This window comes from Actinoplanes aureus (genome assembly GCF_015704865.1).
Taxonomy (GTDB): domain Bacteria; phylum Actinomycetota; class Actinomycetes; order Mycobacteriales; family Micromonosporaceae; genus Actinoplanes; species Actinoplanes aureus.
In genome coordinates, this window is the sequence record NZ_JADQTO010000059.1 from 1 (window position 1) to 18,392 (window position 18,392).

General features: G+C 67.4%; 15 protein-coding genes and 1 pseudogene. 11 read left to right on the top strand and 5 right to left on the bottom strand.

From position 1 onward, the window contains the following. Nucleotides 1–263, top strand: a 263-nt coding sequence (locus tag I4J89_RS48245) for a hypothetical protein (RefSeq protein WP_230860832.1), incomplete at its 5' end; no start/stop codon positions are given. An 865-nt stretch (nt 264–1,128) separates the two neighbouring features. Here the strand turns inward: I4J89_RS48245 and I4J89_RS48250 are convergent. The 3 genes from I4J89_RS48250 to I4J89_RS48260 are packed head-to-tail and all read right to left on the bottom strand — an operon-like array spanning nt 1,129 to nt 2,496. Beyond that, entirely contained in the window at nt 1,129–1,464 is a 336-nt protein-coding gene (locus I4J89_RS48250) for a hypothetical protein (protein WP_196420966.1), read from the bottom strand. After that, nucleotides 1,394–1,726, bottom strand: coding sequence for a hypothetical protein (locus I4J89_RS48255; protein ID WP_196420967.1), 333 nt, complete (start codon nt 1,724–1,726; stop codon nt 1,394–1,396). Before I4J89_RS48255 ends, I4J89_RS48250 begins: the two co-directional genes overlap by 71 nt. After that, nucleotides 1,726–2,496, bottom strand: coding sequence for a helix-turn-helix domain-containing protein (locus I4J89_RS48260; RefSeq protein ID WP_196420968.1), 771 nt, complete (start codon nt 2,494–2,496; stop codon nt 1,726–1,728). Before I4J89_RS48260 ends, I4J89_RS48255 begins: the two co-directional genes overlap by 1 nt. A gap of 260 nt (nt 2,497–2,756) precedes the next feature. Between I4J89_RS48260 and I4J89_RS48265 the strand changes: the two genes are divergently transcribed. The 9 genes and pseudogenes from I4J89_RS48265 to I4J89_RS52310 all read left to right on the top strand — a co-directional run bounded on the left by I4J89_RS48265 (nt 2,757) and on the right by I4J89_RS52310 (nt 12,612). After that, nucleotides 2,757–2,969, top strand: a complete 213-nt coding sequence (locus I4J89_RS48265; RefSeq protein ID WP_196420969.1) for a hypothetical protein — start codon at nt 2,757–2,759, stop codon at nt 2,967–2,969. A 462-nt stretch (nt 2,970–3,431) separates the two neighbouring features. After that, a complete protein-coding gene (locus I4J89_RS48270) occupies nt 3,432–6,287 on the top strand; it encodes an AfsR/SARP family transcriptional regulator (protein WP_196420970.1) in 2,856 nt (951 codons plus the stop codon). A 179-nt stretch (nt 6,288–6,466) separates the two neighbouring features. Further along, complete coding sequence (locus tag I4J89_RS48275; RefSeq protein WP_196420971.1) at nt 6,467–7,330, top strand: alpha/beta fold hydrolase; 864 nt, start codon at nt 6,467–6,469, stop codon at nt 7,328–7,330. Nucleotides 7,331–7,379: 49 nt separating this feature from the next. After that, nucleotides 7,380–8,213, top strand: a complete 834-nt coding sequence (locus I4J89_RS48280) for an alpha/beta fold hydrolase (protein WP_196420972.1) — start codon at nt 7,380–7,382, stop codon at nt 8,211–8,213. A gap of 2 nt (nt 8,214–8,215) precedes the next feature. Next, the gene (locus tag I4J89_RS48285) at nt 8,216–9,016 is read left to right on the top strand and encodes an alpha/beta hydrolase (RefSeq protein ID WP_196420973.1); all 801 of its coding nucleotides are present in this window, start codon (nt 8,216–8,218) and stop codon (nt 9,014–9,016) included. Then, nucleotides 9,013–9,813, top strand: a complete 801-nt coding sequence (locus I4J89_RS48290) for an MBL fold metallo-hydrolase (protein WP_196420974.1) — start codon at nt 9,013–9,015, stop codon at nt 9,811–9,813. Before I4J89_RS48285 ends, I4J89_RS48290 begins: the two co-directional genes overlap by 4 nt. Before the next feature lie 307 nt (nt 9,814–10,120). Further along, entirely contained in the window at nt 10,121–10,435 is a 315-nt protein-coding gene (locus I4J89_RS48295; protein WP_196420975.1) for a hypothetical protein, read from the top strand. A 1,159-nt stretch (nt 10,436–11,594) separates the two neighbouring features. Then, nucleotides 11,595–12,092 (top strand): annotated as a pseudogene (locus I4J89_RS52305) (MBL fold metallo-hydrolase); the annotation flags it as partial. After that, nucleotides 12,019–12,612: an MBL fold metallo-hydrolase gene (locus I4J89_RS52310; RefSeq protein WP_507236537.1), complete on the top strand. Its 594-nt coding sequence runs from the start codon at nt 12,019–12,021 to the stop codon at nt 12,610–12,612. The pseudogene I4J89_RS52305 and the gene I4J89_RS52310, both read left to right, overlap by 74 nt. Nucleotides 12,613–12,832: 220 nt before the next feature. Here I4J89_RS52310 and I4J89_RS48305 read toward each other — a convergent pair whose 3' ends face one another. Both I4J89_RS48305 and I4J89_RS48310 read right to left on the bottom strand, forming a co-directional pair. Continuing rightward, nucleotides 12,833–15,064: a rhamnogalacturonan lyase family protein gene (locus I4J89_RS48305; protein ID WP_196420976.1), complete on the bottom strand. Its 2,232-nt coding sequence runs from the start codon at nt 15,062–15,064 to the stop codon at nt 12,833–12,835. Nucleotides 15,065–15,680: 616 nt separating this feature from the next. After that, the gene (locus I4J89_RS48310) at nt 15,681–16,697 is read right to left on the bottom strand and encodes a LacI family DNA-binding transcriptional regulator (RefSeq protein WP_196420977.1); all 1,017 of its coding nucleotides are present in this window, start codon (nt 16,695–16,697) and stop codon (nt 15,681–15,683) included. Nucleotides 16,698–16,860: 163 nt separating this feature from the next. On the opposite strand from I4J89_RS48310, the gene I4J89_RS48315 reads away from it, so the two are divergent. Then, nucleotides 16,861–17,580 (top strand): IS6 family transposase, encoded by a 720-nt coding sequence (locus I4J89_RS48315; protein ID WP_196420978.1) that lies wholly within the window; start codon nt 16,861–16,863, stop codon nt 17,578–17,580. Nucleotides 17,581–18,392: the final 812 nt, after the last annotated feature.

Below are 18,392 nucleotides of genomic sequence, written 5' to 3' on the forward strand. Positions count from 1 at the left end.
AAGCCACCAACAACGGTGCGGACCTTCCGCTCGCCGGGAGCAAGAAGGTCCTGAAGGGCCTCGCGGCCTCCCTTACCAAGGCGGCCGGTGACAGCGAGACCGCGACCGCGGAGGCGGTCAAGAGCCTCGCCGCCTCGGTAGCCAAGGCCGCCAAGGACCCGGCGGACCCGATCGGCGAGTACGACAACAACGCCAAGACGACCCTGGGCCGCACGCTGGTCAACACGGCTTGCGAGGAAGCCGGCGTCGACACCGCCCTCTGATCCGGCCGCGATGTCCCGGTAGGCGGTCCGCCCCCGGGACACCACCGTCTCAGGAGACCGCGAACAGCAGGGTGCTCAGATAGCCGCCTACCGGTGTCCGGCAGGACGACCACCATGGCCTTTTCCACGCGTCTAAGGCCACCCAGGTGCTCTGCGTACGACAACCAGCGAGTCGACCGCAGTCAACAAGACCGGCCGCGGTGGATCACGAGGGCCAGAACTGATCGACCCGATCGACGACCGAGGCGATACCGTGCTTCGACTCGTTGCCGCGTAGCAGTGGCCCCGGCGCGGCCAGCGCGCACCCGGCCTTCGAGCGTCGCCAGCCACCCCGGTTGGGGTATCCGCTACCGGGCAGCGAGCGGTGGGAGGCGTCGCGGTCTAGGACGGCGGATGTGTGGTGTGCGGGTTGGTCACTCTTCAATTTGCCAACCCGGAGTGCTGGACCAGGCAAGGCAACCGCGCTCTCGTTGGGGGAGCCCTTGCGCCGTGGGAGCGAGGTGGTGGAAGGCGCCCGCCGCGAACGGACGCCGGCCGGGGGACCGGCTGTTACGCAGCGGGCGGTCTCCCGGGAGGGCCACATCGTTCTTCATGGATCGTCACGGTAGTTACACGCGTTCCAGGCTCGGCGCCTTGGCGATGGGTCTGCCGGTCGCCGCCGCCGGCGTGGGCTGGCTGTCCTTAGTGTTGCGATCACGGTCATGGTGACCGTGGTGCGGTTCCTGATCGCACCGTAAACCCGAGCCGAACGGCACGGATCGGGCACTCCAGAGCCTCCAGCAGTGGTGCAGGTTCCGCGCCCGGGTGTCTCAGGCGGCGTGGGCCAGGGCCTCCGCGAGTGCGATGCCGGGCGGAGCCAAGGGTGTCAGCGCAGCGCAGCGACTGCGTCGTGCAGTTCGTGCCGGCCCGGGGCCGTCGGGAAGCGGACCGCCAGCACGCTGTCGAGCGTGCGCAGTTCCTTGCCGATGCGGGCCGAGCCGGTGAGCGCGGCTGCCGTGGCGCTGCGCAGCCCGAGCGTGATCGCCCGGTCCGGCTCCGGCTCCTTCGTGGCGAGCACCGTGTTGGCGAGTTTGGCCAGCAGATGTCCGTGATCCCGGCGTAGGTGCTCGCCTGTTGCCTTGATCTTGTCTTCAAGGATGCGGACGGCCTCTGCTGTCTGCCCGCAGGCCCGATAGCCGCCGGCGGACTGCTCCTCCAGCACGTCCAAGCTGTACTGGTGCAGGTAGATAGGCGGCGTTGTCGTGATCGGCGGGGTGTTCGTGCAGCAGGGTTGCGGCGTCCTCGATCTGTTGCTGGAACCGGGTGGCGTCGCCGTGGAGCGCCCAGCCGCGGGCCTGTTGATGGGCGGCCAGGGCGTGCAACCGGGGATTCGTCGCGCGGGGTACCTTGCGGGCGCCGGCCGCCAGCTCGATCACCTCGCGGGGATCGTTGTCCAGCAGCGCGATGTTGGACTTGCGGATCATCAGGTACGCGACCATGGCGTAGTCGTCCGCGGCCTGTGCCACTGGCTCGCCCGGTCTGACCAGTACCGGGCCGCGGTGGTGTCGCCGAGGTCCTGCTGCAGCCAGCCGGTGAACTCGCCGTACTGCGCTGGCAGCCGCAGCAGGAGTTGCGTCGTGTCGGGTGATGCGGTGCGTCGCAGCCGGTCAAGGACGCGGACCTGGGCGAGCGTGGTGCCGAGTAACTGCTGAGGCCCGATCATTTTGTCCGCGGTGAAGTGCTCGTTGAGAAGCCGCCGGAAGTAGCCGAGTACCTGTGGATCGACCGGGTGTTGTTCGGCGAGCACTTTGGCGATGCGTTCGGCCTGGTCCGGGTCGGTGACTCCGGCGGGCAGGGCCGTGCGTAGCAGGCCGGTGGCCATGAGTTCGCCGAGCTGGCGTCGGGACAGCTTCACCTGCACCGTCCTTCCGTCCGGTGTCTGCATCTGCAAGGTCACGCTATCGCTCTGGCCATCATCGACGCGCAGGCCAGCAAGCGGAAGGGCCGTCCGCCCTCTCGAGGCTGAGGTGTCCGCTGGGGCGAGGGAGTGCAGCAGGTTCAGCAGACCTCCGGCATGCAGGGCGGTGTCGATGTCCTTGACCCAGTCCGCGGCGGGCAGGTGCTCGCCGTGCTCGGCGCGGCTGAGCCGGGTGTGGTCGTAGCGGGCCTTCGCGGCCAGGGCGCGCAGGCTCAGGCCTGCCTCGGTGCGCAGGTGGTTCAGGACGACGCCGAAGACGTGGCGTACGGCGTCCATCCGGGGCGCTCCTTCGATCCGTTGCCGCCGATGTTGCCGCAACACCGCAGCCCTTCACAACCCGCAGCGCACGATGACGCTGTGTACATGAGCCGGGCGGGCTCACGCCGGACCGGCCGGACCCTCCCCTGCTGCAAGGAGCACCGCCATGACCACCGACCTGGACATCACGGCCGTCGGCACCCGGGCCGTGCAGATCCTCACCCAGCCCGGTGACAGCGGATTTCGTCGATAGCTGACCGGAAGAGGGGAACGCCACGATGACGGTGAACGCAGGACCGCTCGCCACTGACGGGTGGCGTACCGGAGTGCGGTGGGCCAGCGCGGAGCAGGCCGCCGCCCTGGCCGAGCAGCTCACTGCCGGCGAGGTAGTCCGGCGGCCGTACGAGACGCTGCCCGAAATCGCGGTCCTGGTCCGCAACCCGGAGATCGTCAACGCGGGATCGTTCACATCTACTGTTCCCCCGCCGTGATCACGACCCTGCGGCTGTGCGGTTGGAGCGGTCTGCCGAGTGCCGTCCTGAGCCACGGCGACGGCTGACCCCCGCCGCCCAAAGCGGCACCGCAGTCAGGTGCAGCTGGTCCGCACCCGTCTTGCAACTTTGGCGCCATACACCGGTGCGGAGACTGGAAGACGCCGGAAACACCGTTAGCGAGATGGTCCCGGATACGTGTCGGAGACTGCCTGAACGGGTGATGCAGTAGAACGGGTACGCCGATCTTGTCGGCATGCGGTGCGTGGTCTACTGCGCGCGGGCGCTCGAAGGCGCGTGCCTTGGTGACGTGCGATCGTTCGGTGCCCAGTGGATTCCCGTTGAGCGTCTTGCTTTCCCTGGTTCAGCCGGGTGGTCTGGGGTGCGGCTTCCGAAAGTTGCAGCAGCGATGTTTGAAGTCGGGGGAGGCTCGCGAACTGTGCTGTACCGCGATGCTGTGTCATGCCCGCGGCGCGTGGCGGTGTTGCGCCGGTGAGCCCACAGGTTCGGCTGGCGGTCCTGGGATCGGTCAGGGCGTGGCGGGAAGAGCGCGAGATTGCGCTGCGGCCACCGCAGGCACGTGCGGTGCTGGCGGTGCTGTTAGCCCGGGTGGGTATGCCGGTGAGCATTCCGGACGTCCTGGATGTCGTGTGGGGACCGTCCGTACCGAGCGCCGCGGTGAATGCCGTGCACGTCCATGTGCGGACGTTGCGCCGGCTCCTGGAACCTGGCCTCCCCACGCGGGACAACGGCCAGTGGCTCATCCGGGGTAGCGGCGGTTACCAGCTCGACGGCGGGCAGGGGCAGGTCGACCTGGTTGAGTTCCGCCGGCTTGTCGGCCAGGCGCGGACGGCGAGCGACGGCGCCTCAGCGGTGGCCTCTTTTCGGTCTGCGCTGCAGCTGTGGACAGGCCCGATCGCCGGCAACATCGATGCGGCGGTACGTTCCCACGCGCTGTTCCGGGAGGTCGAACGGGAGTGTCTCCAGGCGGCGTGCGAGGCCTCCGACGCGGCGCTGCACGCCGGGCACGGCCTGGCGGTGCTTGACGCTATTCACACGATCGCCGATCGCGACTTGCTCGATGAGTCGGTGCAGGCCAGGTTGATGCTGTTGCTCGCGGCGGCAGGCCGGCAGGCGCAGGCGCTGGAGCGGTTCGAATTGGTGCGCCGCACGCTGGCCGAAGACCTGGGGGTCGACCCTGGCGACGAGTTGGCGGCGGCCCAACGCGAGGTGCTCCGGCCGGCAACCGTCCTGTCTCTTGCGCCACCGGCACCGGTGACAGCGGTCCGGCCGGCGCAGCTTCCGGCCGACCTGCCGTCGTTCACCGGCCGAGTTACCGAGCTGGCCGCGGCGATGGCGATGAGACCCGACGGTGCTGCGGTGCGACCGCTTGTCACCGTGGTGGGGATGGCCGGTGTGGGTAAGACCGCGCTGGCGGTGCACCTCGCTCACGAGGTCGCCTCCCGGTATCCCGACGGTCAACTCTTCGTCAACCTACGCGGCTTCGACCCCGACGGTTCCTTGGTCGATCCGTCCGATGCGCTGCGTGGGTTCCTCGAAGCGTTCGAGGTCACCGCGGCGAAGATGCCACGAACGTTGGACGGCATGGTCACGATGTACCGCAGCCTGCTCGCCGAGCGGCGCGTCCTCGTGGTCATCGACAACGCGCGCGACGCGGAACACGTCCGGCCGCTGCTGCCCGGCAGCCGCAGCTGCCTGACCGTCGTCACCAGCCGAACCATGCTGTCCAGCCTGGTGGTGACGAATGGTGCTCATCCGCTGCCGCTGCAAACGATGTCCGACGAAGACGCCCTCGAAATGCTGGCGCACCGCGTTGGCCGCGAGCGGATCGAGGCCGAGCCGCAAGCAGCGGCGGCGATCATCCGGTACTGCGGTGGCCTGCCCCTGGCCCTGGCCGTCGTGGCGGCGCGGGCGGCGACCGGCCTGGCCCTCGGCCTGGACGCCATCGTCGCGGACCTCGCGGCCACGCACGGTCGACTCGACGCGTTCGCCGAAACCGAAGCGGTTATAGACGTCCGTACGGTGTTTTCCTGGTCGTATCACGCCCTCAGCGACGAGGCCGCCCGCTTGTTTCGGCTCCTCGGCAAGACCCGGGTCGGACCCGACATCGGATTGGCCGCGGCGGCGAGTCTCGCCGGGGTCTCGATCCGAGACGTGCGGCCGCTGCTCGCCGAACTACTTCAAGCGACCCTCATCAACCGGCAGGGGCCGAATCGGTATGCCATGCACGATCTGATCGCGGCCTTCGCCGCAGAGGTGGCAGGCGACGACGGCGGCCCTGCACATCAGGCTGCCCTGCACCGGTTGCTCGACTATTACCGTCTCACCGCGCTTAGTGCCGAGCGCCTCTACTACCCCGGCCGTAGTTCGATCGAGGTCGACCGGCAACCTCCACCACTGGAAGGCCCTACCGACCGCGATACGGCCGGTGCATGGTTCACCGCCGAACGACTTACGCTCCTTGCTGCTGTTCGCGAAGTCACAGTGCTCGGCCGCGCCGACCACGCCTGCCACATGGCGTGGAGCCTTACCCCGTTCCTGTACCAATTGGGTCACTGGGACGACATGCGTACCGTCCTGGCGGACGCGCTGACGGCGGGCGCGGATGTCGCCAGCACGGACGTCCGCGCACAGATCTCCACAGAACTCGGTATGGTCTTGATAGAGCTGGACCTGTACGAAGACGCCGAGCCGCACCTCGTGAATGCCCACGCGCTATTCGGCTCGCTCGGCGACGGATACGGGCAGGCACGCGTCTCTTGGCATTTGTCTTACCTCTGTGCCCAGCGTGACAACTTAGCCGAGGCGCTCGTGCACGCGACCGACGCATTGGCCTATGCCAGCGCTGCCGAACACAGGGGCGCTGTAGCTGCATCACTCAACAATCTGGCCTGGATCCACGTCCTGGACGGCGATCTTGCCCTGGCCGTCGATGACGCCGAGCGAGCACTTGCTATTTTCCGCGAACTCGACCGCGATGATGGCATCGCCAATTCCTTGGACACTCTGGGCCACGCGCACCACAAGCTCGGCGACTTTGCGCGCGCCAACGAGTACTACCTGATGGCGTTACAGGTACGTCGCAACCAGGGTGCTCGGTCCCACGAGGCGCTCGTCCTGCACCGCCTCGGCGACAACCAGCAAGCCGCGGGCAAATCCGCGGAAGCGCGTGAGTTTTGGCGACAAGCCCTCGCGATCATGGAGATGATCGGTAGTTCGGACGCCGAGCAGCTGCGCCGCAAGCTTGCCGCGATCGATCCCGGCCATTCGGACCATTTCACCGTGCACCGACGCTGACGCCGTCGCACACTGTTCCGGCTCAACCGTTGCGACGCCTGCGTATCAGACGGGCCCGGCGTCGCTGCCGGAGTGCCACCGTTCAGTTTTCGTTCAGACGCCGCCATCCACCCTCTCCATACCGTCATGCCACACCACGCTCGCGACACCGGTCCCGGGCGTGCGACGGAAGGAGATCCATGTCCCAGACCCCATCCCCCGGTGGTGCGCACCGCCGCCGCACGTTGCTGGGTGGCGCACTCGGTGCCACGACACTCGCTTTCACCCCTACGGTCCTCGCCCCAACTGCTTCCGCGTCGGCCAACCCGGCGTCGACACGACCGGCGCGTCCGACCGTCGTGCTGGTGCACGGCGCGTTCGCCGACGCATCCGGCTGGAACGACGTCATCCGGCGGCTGATCCGCGACGGCTACCCGGTGCTGGCGCCGGCGAACCCGCTGCGAGGCGTCGACACTGATTCCGCGTACCTCGCCAGCATCCTGGCCACCATCTCCGGACCGATCGTGCTGGTCGGGCACTCCTACGGCGGGGTGGTCATCACCAACGCCGCCACCGGCAACCCCAACGTCAAGGCGCTGGTCTACGTGGCGGCGTTCGCGCCGGACGCCGGCGACACCGTCATCGGGCTGCAGACCATGTTCCCGGGCACGAAACTCGGCCTCGACGCCCTGGACTTCCGGCCGCTGCCCGGCGGTGGGGACGCCGTCGACGGGTACGTCAAGAAGGACCGGTTCCGCGACATCTTCGCCGCTGACCTGCCCCGCTCCACAACCGAGATCATGGCCGCCACCCAGCGGCCCGGCGAGGGCCACACGCTGCAGCAGGCGTCGGGGGCACCGGCGTGGAAGCAGATCCCCTCCTGGTACCTCGTCGCCCGCGACGACAACCTCATCCCCGCGGCGGCGCAGCGGTTCATGGCGCAGCGGGCCGGCGCCCGCACCGTGGAGATTCGGGCCTCGCACGTGGCCATGATGTCGCAGCCGCGCTTCACTGCCGAGCTGATCACGCTGGCTGCCCGGGCGGCCGCCGAGCAGCGCTCCTGAGCGGCGCCTGCCACCCGCACCACCCTTCCAGCACCGAAAGGACGACGTCATGCCCTCTATTACTACCGCCGACGACACCCAGATCTTCTACAAGGATTGGGGCGCCGGCCGCCCGGTCGTGCTCAGCCACGGCTGGCCGCTCAACGCCGACAGCTGGGAGGCCCAGCAGCTGTTCCTCGCCGAGCACGGCTACCGGGCCATCGCGCACGACCGGCGCGGGCACGGCCGCTCCACGCAGACCTGGACCGGCAACGAAATGGACACCTACGCCGACGACCTGGCCACCCTGCTCGACCACCTGGACCTGCGGGAGGTGACGCTGGTCGGGTTCTCCACCGGTGGTGGGGAGATCACCCGGTACATCGGACGGCACGGCACTTCCCGCGTCGCGCAGGCGGTGCTGGTCTCGGCGGTGCCGCCGCTGATGGTGCTGCGCGACGACAACCCCGGCGGGGTGCCGATCGAGGTGTTCGACGGCATCCGCGCGGGCTCGGCCGCCGACCGCTCGCAGCTGTACAAGGACCTGGCCGACGGGCCGTTCTTCGGCAACAACCGGCCTGGCGCCAACGTCTCCCAAGGCATCCGGGACGCTTTCTGGCTGCAGTCCATGGCCGCCGGGCACCGCAACGCCTACGAGTCGATCGCCGCGTTCTCGGCCACCGACTTCCGCGACGACCTCGCCAAGTTCGACGTGCCGACCCTGGTCATCCACGGCGACGACGACCAGGTCGTCCCGTTCGAGGTCGGCGGCAAGGCGTCGGCCGCACGGGTCAAGGACGCCCAGCTGATCGTCTACCCGGGTGCGCCGCACGGCATCACCGACACCCACAAGGAGCAGCTCAGCGCCGACTTGCTCACCTTCCTCGACACCTACGGAGCCTGACCATGACCGGCATCCCCGACACCATCGTGCTCGTGCACGGGTTCTGGGTCACCCCACGCAGCTGGGAGCACTGGATCACCCACTACGAGGCCAAGGGATTCCGGGTCCTTGCCCCCGGATACCCGGGCTTCGACGTCGAGGTCGAGGCGCTCAACGCCAACCCCGATATCATCACCGCGGTGACCGTGCCGGCGATCATCGACAAGCTGGAGGCCGAGATCAAGGCTCTGCCCGAGCCTCCGATCATCATCGGGCACTCGGCCGGCGGTGCGTTCACCCAGATCCTGCTCGACCACGGCTACGGTGCGGTCGGGGTGGCGATGAACTCGGCGCCCACCGAAGGCGTCAAGGTGGTGCCGCTGTCGCAGGTGAAGTCGACGTTCCCGGTGCTCAAGTCACCGGCGAACCGGCACAAGTCCGTCGGGCTGACCCTCGAGGAGTGGAAGTACGCCTTCACGAACACGTTCAGCGACGAGGAGGCGCAGGCGCTGTACGAGCGCTACCACATCCCGGCCAACGGCGGCATCCTGTGGGGCAGCGTGCTTGCCAACTTTCAGCCCGGCCACCAGGACACCTGGGTCGACTACCACAACGCCAACCGGGCGCCGCTGCTGTTCATCTCCGGCAGCGAGGACCACATCATGCCCCCCGCCGTGCAACGCTCCAACGTCAAGCACTACAAGTCGAACACCATCACCGAACACGTCGAGTACGACGGGTACGCCCACCTGCTGCCGGCCCAGAAAGGCTGGGAGGAGATCGCCGACTTCGCCCTCGACTGGGCGCTGCGCCACGCGCGATGAGCCCGGCGTCGCAGGTCCGCATCACGCACATCGGCGGACCGACCACCCTGATCGAGGTCGGTGGATGGCGCTTACTGACCGACCCGACATTCGACCCGCCCGGCCGCCGGTACGCCTTCGGCTGGGGCACCTCCTCGACGAAGCTGACCGGACCGGCGATCCCGGCCGGTCAGCTCGGCCGGATCGACGCGGTCCTGCTCACCCACGACCACCACGGCGACAACCTCGACACACTCGGCCGCACACTGCTGCCCGACGCGGACACGGTGCTCACCACCGTGTCAGGCGCCGAACGGCTCGGTGGCGGCGCACAAGGACTCGCACCGTGGGCCACCACCATCCTCAGCGCCCCAGGCCGGCCCACCATCGAGATCACCGCCACCCCCTGCCGGCACGGCCCACCACTGAGCCGGCCGATCGTCGGCGATGTCACCGGCTTCGCCCTGCAATGGAACGGCCAACGCCATGGCGTCCTATGGATCTCTGGCGACACCGTGCTATTCGCAGGCCTGCGCACCGTCGCCGAACGGCTCCACATCGGTACCGCCATCCTGCACCTCGGCGGCGTCCGATTCCCGATCACCGGACCACTGCGGTACTCCATGACCGGCCGTAAAGCCGTCGAACTGTGCCAGGCCATCCGCCCGCACACGGTCATCCCCGTCCACTACGAAGGATGGCGGCACTTCCGGCAACCCCGGCACGCCGTTGAACGCGCGTTCACCAACACCGCCGCCGACATCAAGCGGAGCCTCCACTGGCTCGATACCGGCATTGCCACCAACATCACCACATGAACAAATCAGCGACCACAAGCCGACCCGACAGCTGGCCCAACTCCACTAGCGGCCTGGCTCGTGGTCGCAACCCTAAACCTTTTGACACATTTTCCGGGCGATTGTCAATGGCAGAGGTCGGCTGCACCGAGGCCAGCAGCGCTCTGCACGATCAGGGCCGGTGGGGCGACCAAGGTTGTCCGGTACCAGCGGCCGCTTACAGAACAGCATCCTGCGCCCAATCCGTGTAGTTTCCGGAGCGTCGCAGCGGTTCGCCTGTTCGCGCCCGTAGGCGGTGTGCCAGCGTGAAGACTGTGCAGATCATGTCGTGCTGAGCGAGCCAAGAGCGCATTCGATGTCCAGCGCAAGCATCGAAGCGGATCTGAGGATCAAGCTGACCGACGATCGGTTCATGGCGCTTGAGGGCGGTGGGGTGCTCAACGACATTGCACTCGATGAGGTCGGTGACATCGCGTCCATCACTGTGCGGGTCGGCCGAATTCGGTGCGAGGGTGCCGTAACAATCGACGCCTTCGCCGCCTCGATCGACGTGGAACTTGGCGAGCTAGCCACTAAGCGACTTCGGCTAAAGGATCGCCCTCCTGGACTCGCCGACCTTCGGCGTGCTGCCCGATGGGGCTGACTGGCAGGCGTTCTACAGGGTGACGATTGAGCGGCATCGAGGTCGACAAGCTCCAGTGTCGGCGGCCAGTGAATGATCCCCATAGGCGGCCATTTGCCGCCCCGCTACGGGGCGATCTGATTGGCCATTGACACTCCAGCATTGCCGTCAGAGGAGGACATGCTCGCGCTGTGCAACGCGAGGCGGAGTGTCGGTCGGGCTGACCTATCTGCTGTGGTCGTCGGAGGCGTAGTTAGCCCAGGTGCTGCCCGTCCTGAACCTTGCCGTGTCTGGGGCGGGCTTTGCTGGACATCGGTCACCGGGCCGGGCAGGTGGGCAGTACGCTCGCCGACACCATTCCGGCCGCCTGGGGACTGCTCTTTCTGCGACGCTCGCAGGCGCTGGTGGACGCTTTAGTACCCCCGGCCCCGAGTACACTGCCATGCTCGCGGCGGCCGCGGCCGGCCGCACGCTCGAACTCGAGTTCGCCATCCTCGCCACAGTTCCGTGGCCGGAACTCCGGCCGGCGGTTCTGAGCACCGCAGCTGCGCTTCAATCGGCCCTGCGCAGCCGCACGGCGAGATCGGCGCCACTGATATCCACCAGCCCGATCTCGCGCGATAGCACCACGACGCGACCGATCGTCGGCCCGTCATGCACCAGCCGGCCTGCCGGAACGGGAGAGGGCCACGTCCGCTCCGCACCCGCCCGGATTACGACGGGTAGGCCGGCGCTCGGGTGTACGCCCAGTACACCCATTGGCAGGGACTGCCTGCCGGCACCAAGTACTGGTTACCTCATGGCGCGCGCCACAGCGCCGTCATGTCGAGCTGCCTTGAGCGCCAGGCCGACGCCATGCGGACGCACGCCGCTCCCATACAAAGGACATGTGATGACCGCTCAACCGGATCACGGCGAAGACGCGCATCTCCCGGGCACTTCCGAGGACGCTCAGAACGAGCAGAGTATGTCTGCTTCGCGTCGCCCTCGGCGTCGGTGGCGGTGGGTGCGCCGGACTGTGGCCGGGATCGGTGCTCTGCTGGCAGTCTCGGTGGGCGGCGGTTTGATCTATGTGCGGAGCGAACCTTTCGGGGCGTCTCCGGACGGCGAGCGGCTGGCATCGATCGAGCAGTCGCCGCAGTGGCGTGACGGCGAGTTCGCGGATCCCTGGCCGCAGTGGATGTCCCCCGCAGCGGCGATCCCCGGTGGCGACAGCGATACCAGCAGCCCGGATCGGCCCCTCGACATCGCGGCGACCGACACCGGCCTGCTCGCCACTGCTCCGGCGCAGGGGCTGCGCCTCACCTGGTTCGGGCACTCGTCGACCCTGATGGAAATCGACGGTCTGCGCGTGCTGATCGACCCGGTCTGGGGAGAACAGGCAGGGCCGTCCGGTCTGCTGGGTACCAAGGCGTTCTACCCGGTACCGGCCGCGCTTTCCGATCTCGGGAAGGTGGATGCCGTACTCATCTCCCACGACCACTGGGATCACCTCGATCATCAGACGATCAGGGCCATGGCAGGCTGGTCAGCCACCACGTTTGTGGTGCCACTCGGGATCGGTGCGCACCTGCAGCGTTGGGGGATCCCCGCGGAGCGGATCCGTGAACTCGACTGGTGGCAGAGCGCCACTGTGGGCGCCGTGGAACTGGTGTCCACCCCCGCCCGGCACTCTTCGGCCCGAGACCCCGCGCAGCAACGAGACCCTGTGGTCAGGCTGGGCGATGCGGGGGCCGCAGCACCGGGTGTGGTACTCGGGCGACACCGGATACTTCGCCGAGCTCGCCCAGATCGGGCAACGTCTCGGACCGTTCGACGTGACCCTGATCGATTCGGGGCAGTACGACGAGAAATGGCCGGATACTCACCTGAGCCCGGAACTCGCTGTGCAAGCGAACACACTCGTCGGCGGCAAACTGATGGTTCCGGTGCATTGGGGGCGGTTCAATCTGGCGCCGCACAGTTGGACAGAACCGATCGAGCGGGTGCGGGCGGAAGCGGCATGCCGGGGCCAGAGCTATCTGCCACTGGTACCGGGGGTACCGACCGAGCCGAGCGCGGACGCTGTCGCCGGACAGCAACAGTGGTGGCCACAGCTGCCCTGGCGCTCCGCCGCAGAAGCTCCCATCAACCCCACGGTCAACGGCGATCCGGATCAAAGAGTCAACATCGACCCCTGCTCGACCGGCACACCGTAGCCGCGCCCAGGAAACAGCGTCGTACGGCGGGAGCAACCAAATCTGCTAAGAGCGTCCCGCCGGTCTGGTTGAGCCGACTTCGCCGTTGATTACCACGGGTAATCTCCAGGACACAACCACACGGGCACATGCACCCAAACCGGCGGCGGACGCGAGCCGTCCCAGACATCCACGGAGGGCACCCCGGCGCTGAACGCCGGGGGGCCCGCCCGGGCGGGCGTCAGCGGACGGGGTGGTTCGGTCGTGGCGGGGTTGCCATGCCGCTGCCGATGTGGAAGCTGGGGTGCGGCGGCTGGTTGTAGGCGGTGTTCTGCCAGGCGAGGGCCACCCGGTACTGAGCGTCGTGGAGCAGGGTGTAGATGCGCTGGTCGGTCTGGTTCTGGGTGGCGAAGATGCGCAGGGCGCCGTTGTCGTCGCGAGGCAGGATGATCTCCTCACGCCAGTCGCCGAACAGGTCGCCGGACAGCGACGGGGTCGACTTGGTTCCGTTGATGGAGTGGGCGCCGGAGCCGGTGAACAGCCGGGTGTTCCCGCCGGTTCCGTACTTGTCGACCTGGTTGCTGTTCAGCAGTTCCCGGGTCAGGTCGCCGTCCCACCAGGCGAGGAAGTTCGCCACGCCGGGGCTGCGCCCGGCGTTGCCGCCGGAGCCGTTGAACAGGGCGGTCAGGCCTGTGCCCTGACCCCAGAACTCTCCGCCGGGGTTGCCGGCGTAGATGTCACCGGCAGCGCCGCGGGCGGGTCCTTCGCAGCCGCAGGTGTTGTCCTTCGAGAAGATGGTCGCGCCGGTGCGTGCATCCCGCAGTGATGCAGCGATGCCGCCGCTCTCGTGGATCTGCCAGATCTCCTGACCCGGACGGTTGGTGACGAAGTCGCTGACGTGTAGGGCGTCACCGTGGGGGTAGTTGGCGTAGCGGCCGGTGCCGTTGGCGTTGATCGTCATGCCGCCGTAGATGATCTCGTCGGTGCCGTTGCCGTCGACGTCGGCGATGGACAGCGAGTGCGTGCCCTTGCCGGTGTACTGGCTGCCGGCGGTGCGGGAGTCAAACTTCCATCGCAGGGTGAGCCGGCCGTCGCGGAAGTCATAGGCCGCGATCGTGCTTCGGGCGTAGTAGCCGCGGCCCATGATGATGCTGGGGCGCTCGCCGTCGAGGTAGGCGGTGCCGGCCAGATACCGTTCGCCCCGGTTGCCGTAGTTGTCACCCCAGTCGGCGATGTTTCCGCGAGCGGGCTCGTAGTTCACGGTCGACGCCACGGCGCCGGTGAGGCCGTTGAACACGGTGAGGAACTCCGGGCCGGTGATGACGTGTCCGGCAGAGTTGCGGTGGTCGGCGTTGGCGTTGCCGATCACCTGTCCGGTGCCTGAGACGCTGCCGTCGCCGGTCTTGACCGCCATCTCCGCCCGGCCGTCGCCGTCGTAGTCGTACACCTGGAACTGGGTGTAGTGAGCGCCGGCCCGGATGTTGCGGCCGAGGTTGACCCGCCAGAGCCGGGTGCCGTTGAGCCGGTAGGCGTCGATGTAGACGTTGCTCGTGGTGCCGCTCTGGGAGTTGTCCTTCTGGTCGCTGGGATCCCATTTCAGGAAGATCTCGTGCTGCCCGTCGCCGTCGACGTCGCCGACGCTGGCGTCACCGGCCGAATAGTTGCTGCCCGGACGTGAGATCGGCACGTCGAGATAGTTGCCGCCGGCGAACCGCAGGGACTGCTCCGACGGCGGCTGTTCCGCGCCGCCGACCACGGCCCGCACGGTGTACGTCGCGTCGGCTGGGGCTCCGTTGTCCATCAGGTTGGTGGAGTTGGTGATCGGTGCGGAGTTCACCTTGGTGGAGCCGCGGTAGACGTTGAATCCCGTCGAGGCGGCCTCGTAGCCGAACAGCCGCCAGGAGACGAGGTTGCCGGAGCCGGAGCGGACACTGACCAGACCGCGGTTGAGGTCCTCCATCTGCTTGCCCGATCCCGACGAAGGAGGCGGGGAGGACGGCGGAGTAGAAGGCGTCGGGCCGGAAGGCGAGGGCCCGCCGGTGGGTGGCGTGGTCGCTCCCGTGCAGGCCGTGCCGTTGAGGGTGAAGTCGCTGGGCTCGGGGTTGCTGCTGGTCCACGAGCCGTTGAAACCGAACGCGACGGTGCCGTTCGTCGCGATACCGGCGTTGTGGCTGACGTTTCTAGCGGTCACCCTGCTGCCGGCCTGGGTGACGGTCGCGTTCCATGCCTGCGTCACGGCCTGGCCGGCACTGTACGACCACGTCAGGGTCCAGCCGTCGACCGGATCACCGAGATTGGTGACGGTGAGGTTGGCGCCGAACCCGCCTTGCCACTGGTTGGTCACGACGTAGTCCACCCGGCACCCTGCGGCAGCGGCACTGGCGGCAACCGTGGCAAGCAGACCGGCACCGCCGACCACCGTTGCAACGGCTGCGGCGAGTAACGCGGTGCGTCTTTGTCTGGACAGCATCATCCGGCTCCATCCTTGTTGTCGATATCGCCTCCGCCATGAAGGCGAGTGATCAGATGCCGGCACGTTGCGGCGCGAGGGCATGGCCGTACACTCGCACCGCCGGGTTGAAAGCTTTCAATGACCGGCATGAAAAACTGGCCGTTTGCGAGACGGCGTACGTGCGGACAACGCACGCAGTGGAGCGGTTCGACCCGCAGTCAGATCGACACTGAGAATTCGAATCGCAGAGCGAACAATGCCCGCAAGAATTGACAGGCATCGAATTAGGGGGATTTAGCGCTGACATCCCTTGCCTGGCAGGTCGGTGGGGCCGTCCAGGCATGTGCATGTCGCCGCGCTTCGGCAGCCGAACTGCAAGCACATGCAAGAACGCTCAGAGGGTGGGAGCGCTCCCAAGTGCGATTCCTGTCTACCAGAAGAACACAGATCACTCAAGGGAGGCGCCACATCGATCGATGACTGGGATCACGCCGCGAGGAGCACGAGCGAGGCTGCACCCAAGATCGCATCGCCGTCCGAAGGCGGGCACCCAAGGCGGCGCCCCTATCGAGCCGCGGCGCGGTCTCCTCGCTGGATGACCCGCCCACCTCGTATCACCCGGCGACCCGGCGTCTCCTCAGGCGGACTCGCGCAGGATCAATTCGGGTTGATAGACCAACTGTTGAGGTCGCGTGGGTACTGCAGGGTCCGCCTCGGTCAGCAGAATCTCCGCCGCGGCGTGTCCGAGTTCGTAGGTGGGTTGCCGGACAGTGGTCAGGGACGTGGCGAGTTCAGCCGCGAAGGGCACATCGTCGTAGCCGACGACGGCGATGTCATCCGGCACCTTGACGCCCTGTTTGCGCAAGCCCCGCATGACGCCCAAGGCAACCATGTCGCTGACACACATGATGGCGGTCGGCCGCTGCGGCAAGGCCAGAATCTGCTTCAGAGTGTGCTCGGCTCTGTCAGTGTCCGCCCGTGACATCTCCACCTCGAACAGATGCCTCGACGGATCCAGTCCGGCCTGCCGTACGGCGCGGCGCGCGCCCCGGCTCCGAGCAGCGCACTGCATGACCTGCGCCGGCCCGTTCAAGAACAGGATTCGTCGATGGCCTTGACTGACCAGATGCGCGGCGGCCAGTTCGCCGCCGCGTACATCGTCGATCGAGACCGAACTCAACTCCTCGGCAGGGCTCGGACAGTCCAACAGCACGACAGGGACGCCGCGGCGCTGAACCGCCAGCAGTGACGTGAAGTCCCGTCGGCTCGGTGTCACCAGCAGGCCTCGTACGCCATGCTCTTCCAACATCTGCACGTAGCGGGCCTCCCGCTCCGGCCGCTGGTCCGTGCTACACAGGGTGAGTAAGCAGCCGGCCTCCGCGAGGCGGTCCTCGATTCCGCGCGCCACCTCGGTGAAGAACGGATTGCCGATGTCCAGCACCACGGCTCCGACCGTGCTGCCGCGCCCTTCCCGCAGCTGGCGGGCCAGCCCGTTTCGCACGAATCCAAGTTCGTGCATAACCCGCTCAACCCGTTTGCGGGTGTCAACCGCCACGATGTCAGGGCTGTTCAAGACGTTCGAGACAGTGCCGACCGAGACGCCGGCTGCCGCGGCGACCTCGCGAATGCCTTTCCGGCGGCGGCCTGATGACATCGGCTCCACCCTTCCGCCGATAGCGGTGCCGTCCGCGACTTTACAACTACAGGACAGGGTTGCGTTAGCGGCGTCGATGCGCGGCTCCAGCCGTCCTGTGTGGCATCGAGTACGACTGGCTCTGTTGCGTTCGCTCGTCGGGAGATCAAGGCAGGCTTGACCGGTGAAGCATGCCGCGCGTTCTCGTCTCTGGTCGCCTCCCCGGTCCGCGTTCGCAGGGTTCCGCTTCCCGGCCGAGGTGATCGTGGTGGCGGTCCGCTGGTACCTGCGTTACGGGCTCTCCTACCGCGATGTCGAAGAGTTACTCGCGGAACGCGGGATCGAGGTCGACCACGTGACGGTGTACCGGTGGGTGCAGCGGTTCACCCCGCTGCTGGCCGATGCCGCCCGGTTCACTCGCCACTCACCTGGCGACCGACGGTATGTCGACGAGACGTACATCAAAGTCAATGGTGTGTGGCGCTACGTGTACCGGGCCGTCGACCGGCACGGCCAGGTCATCGACGTGCTGCTTTCCGCCCGCCGCGACGCTACGGCCACCCGCCGGTTCTTTACCCGGGCGCTGCGGACGCTGAAGGTGATGCCGAGCGAGGTGGTGACCGACGCGGCGCCGGTCTACCCCGCCGTGCTCGACGAACTGCTTCCGTCGGCGTGGCACCACGTCGAGCAGTACGCGAACAATCCGATCGAGGCCGATCACGGCCAGCTCAAGCGCCGACTGCGACCGATGCGCGGACTCCAGACCGATCGCACCGCACAAGTGGTCATCGCCGGGCACGCCTTCATGCAGAATCTGCGACGCGGCCACTACGACATCGCACTCGACAAGCCGCCGGCCCCCAGACTCGCCGCAGCGTTCACCGGACTCCCTCGAGCCATCTGACCAGCGGCGGCCGAGGAATTCGTCGCGCTCGCCGAACAGACAATGCAACGGAGCCTTTCACGTCGCTCGACAGTTAGCCGATGCACGGCGGAGCAGACACCACCGGTCAACCGGCGATAGCCGACGACGCGACTGCCTCGACCCATCGACGCCGCGACCCAGTCGAGAGTCTCCGCGGAGGGCCGGCGCTGCCTGAACCCACTATCCCGCCAGTCGCCGTCGGTCATGAGCGCGAGCCTATTCGCGAGGAGCCTGCGGCGATATTAGGTTTCCACCCGCCGAAGGCAGCGACTTGACTGCTTGATGGCCGTCACCATACACAGCGGTCGACGATGCACCACCCGGGTTGAGGCGGCCGAGGTCAGCTCGTTCTGCGGGTGTCCTTTGCCATTCAGCCTTGTCCCTCGTGTCAGCGAAGCTTGTCCCGCGAGCGGTTTGTGCCATCGAAGTCCGGCGGTTGAGGCTGTATTGGCGGGCCAGCACGCGTTGGCGGCGGCATGTGTCGGACTACTTCGCCTCGGCTCGCCGACGGGGGGCGATGTCGGCGTTGACGACCGGATTCCGGACAGGACGCGCTTGCGGTGACCGCTCAAGCTGGCACACGGCGACGTCGGCTGGATGTTCCGTCGAGTTCGAGCCGCCCGAGCCGGCCAGCGACCTGTGCGAGATGGCCGCCAGGATGCTTCGTGCCGTATAGGACAGAAAATGACCTATACCGCGATTAGCGTCGGAAGCATCTTCCCGCTGGCAGAAAGAGTCACCCGAAATGTCTGTCAAGGCGATCCCCGAGGGCTACACGACCGTCACGCCGT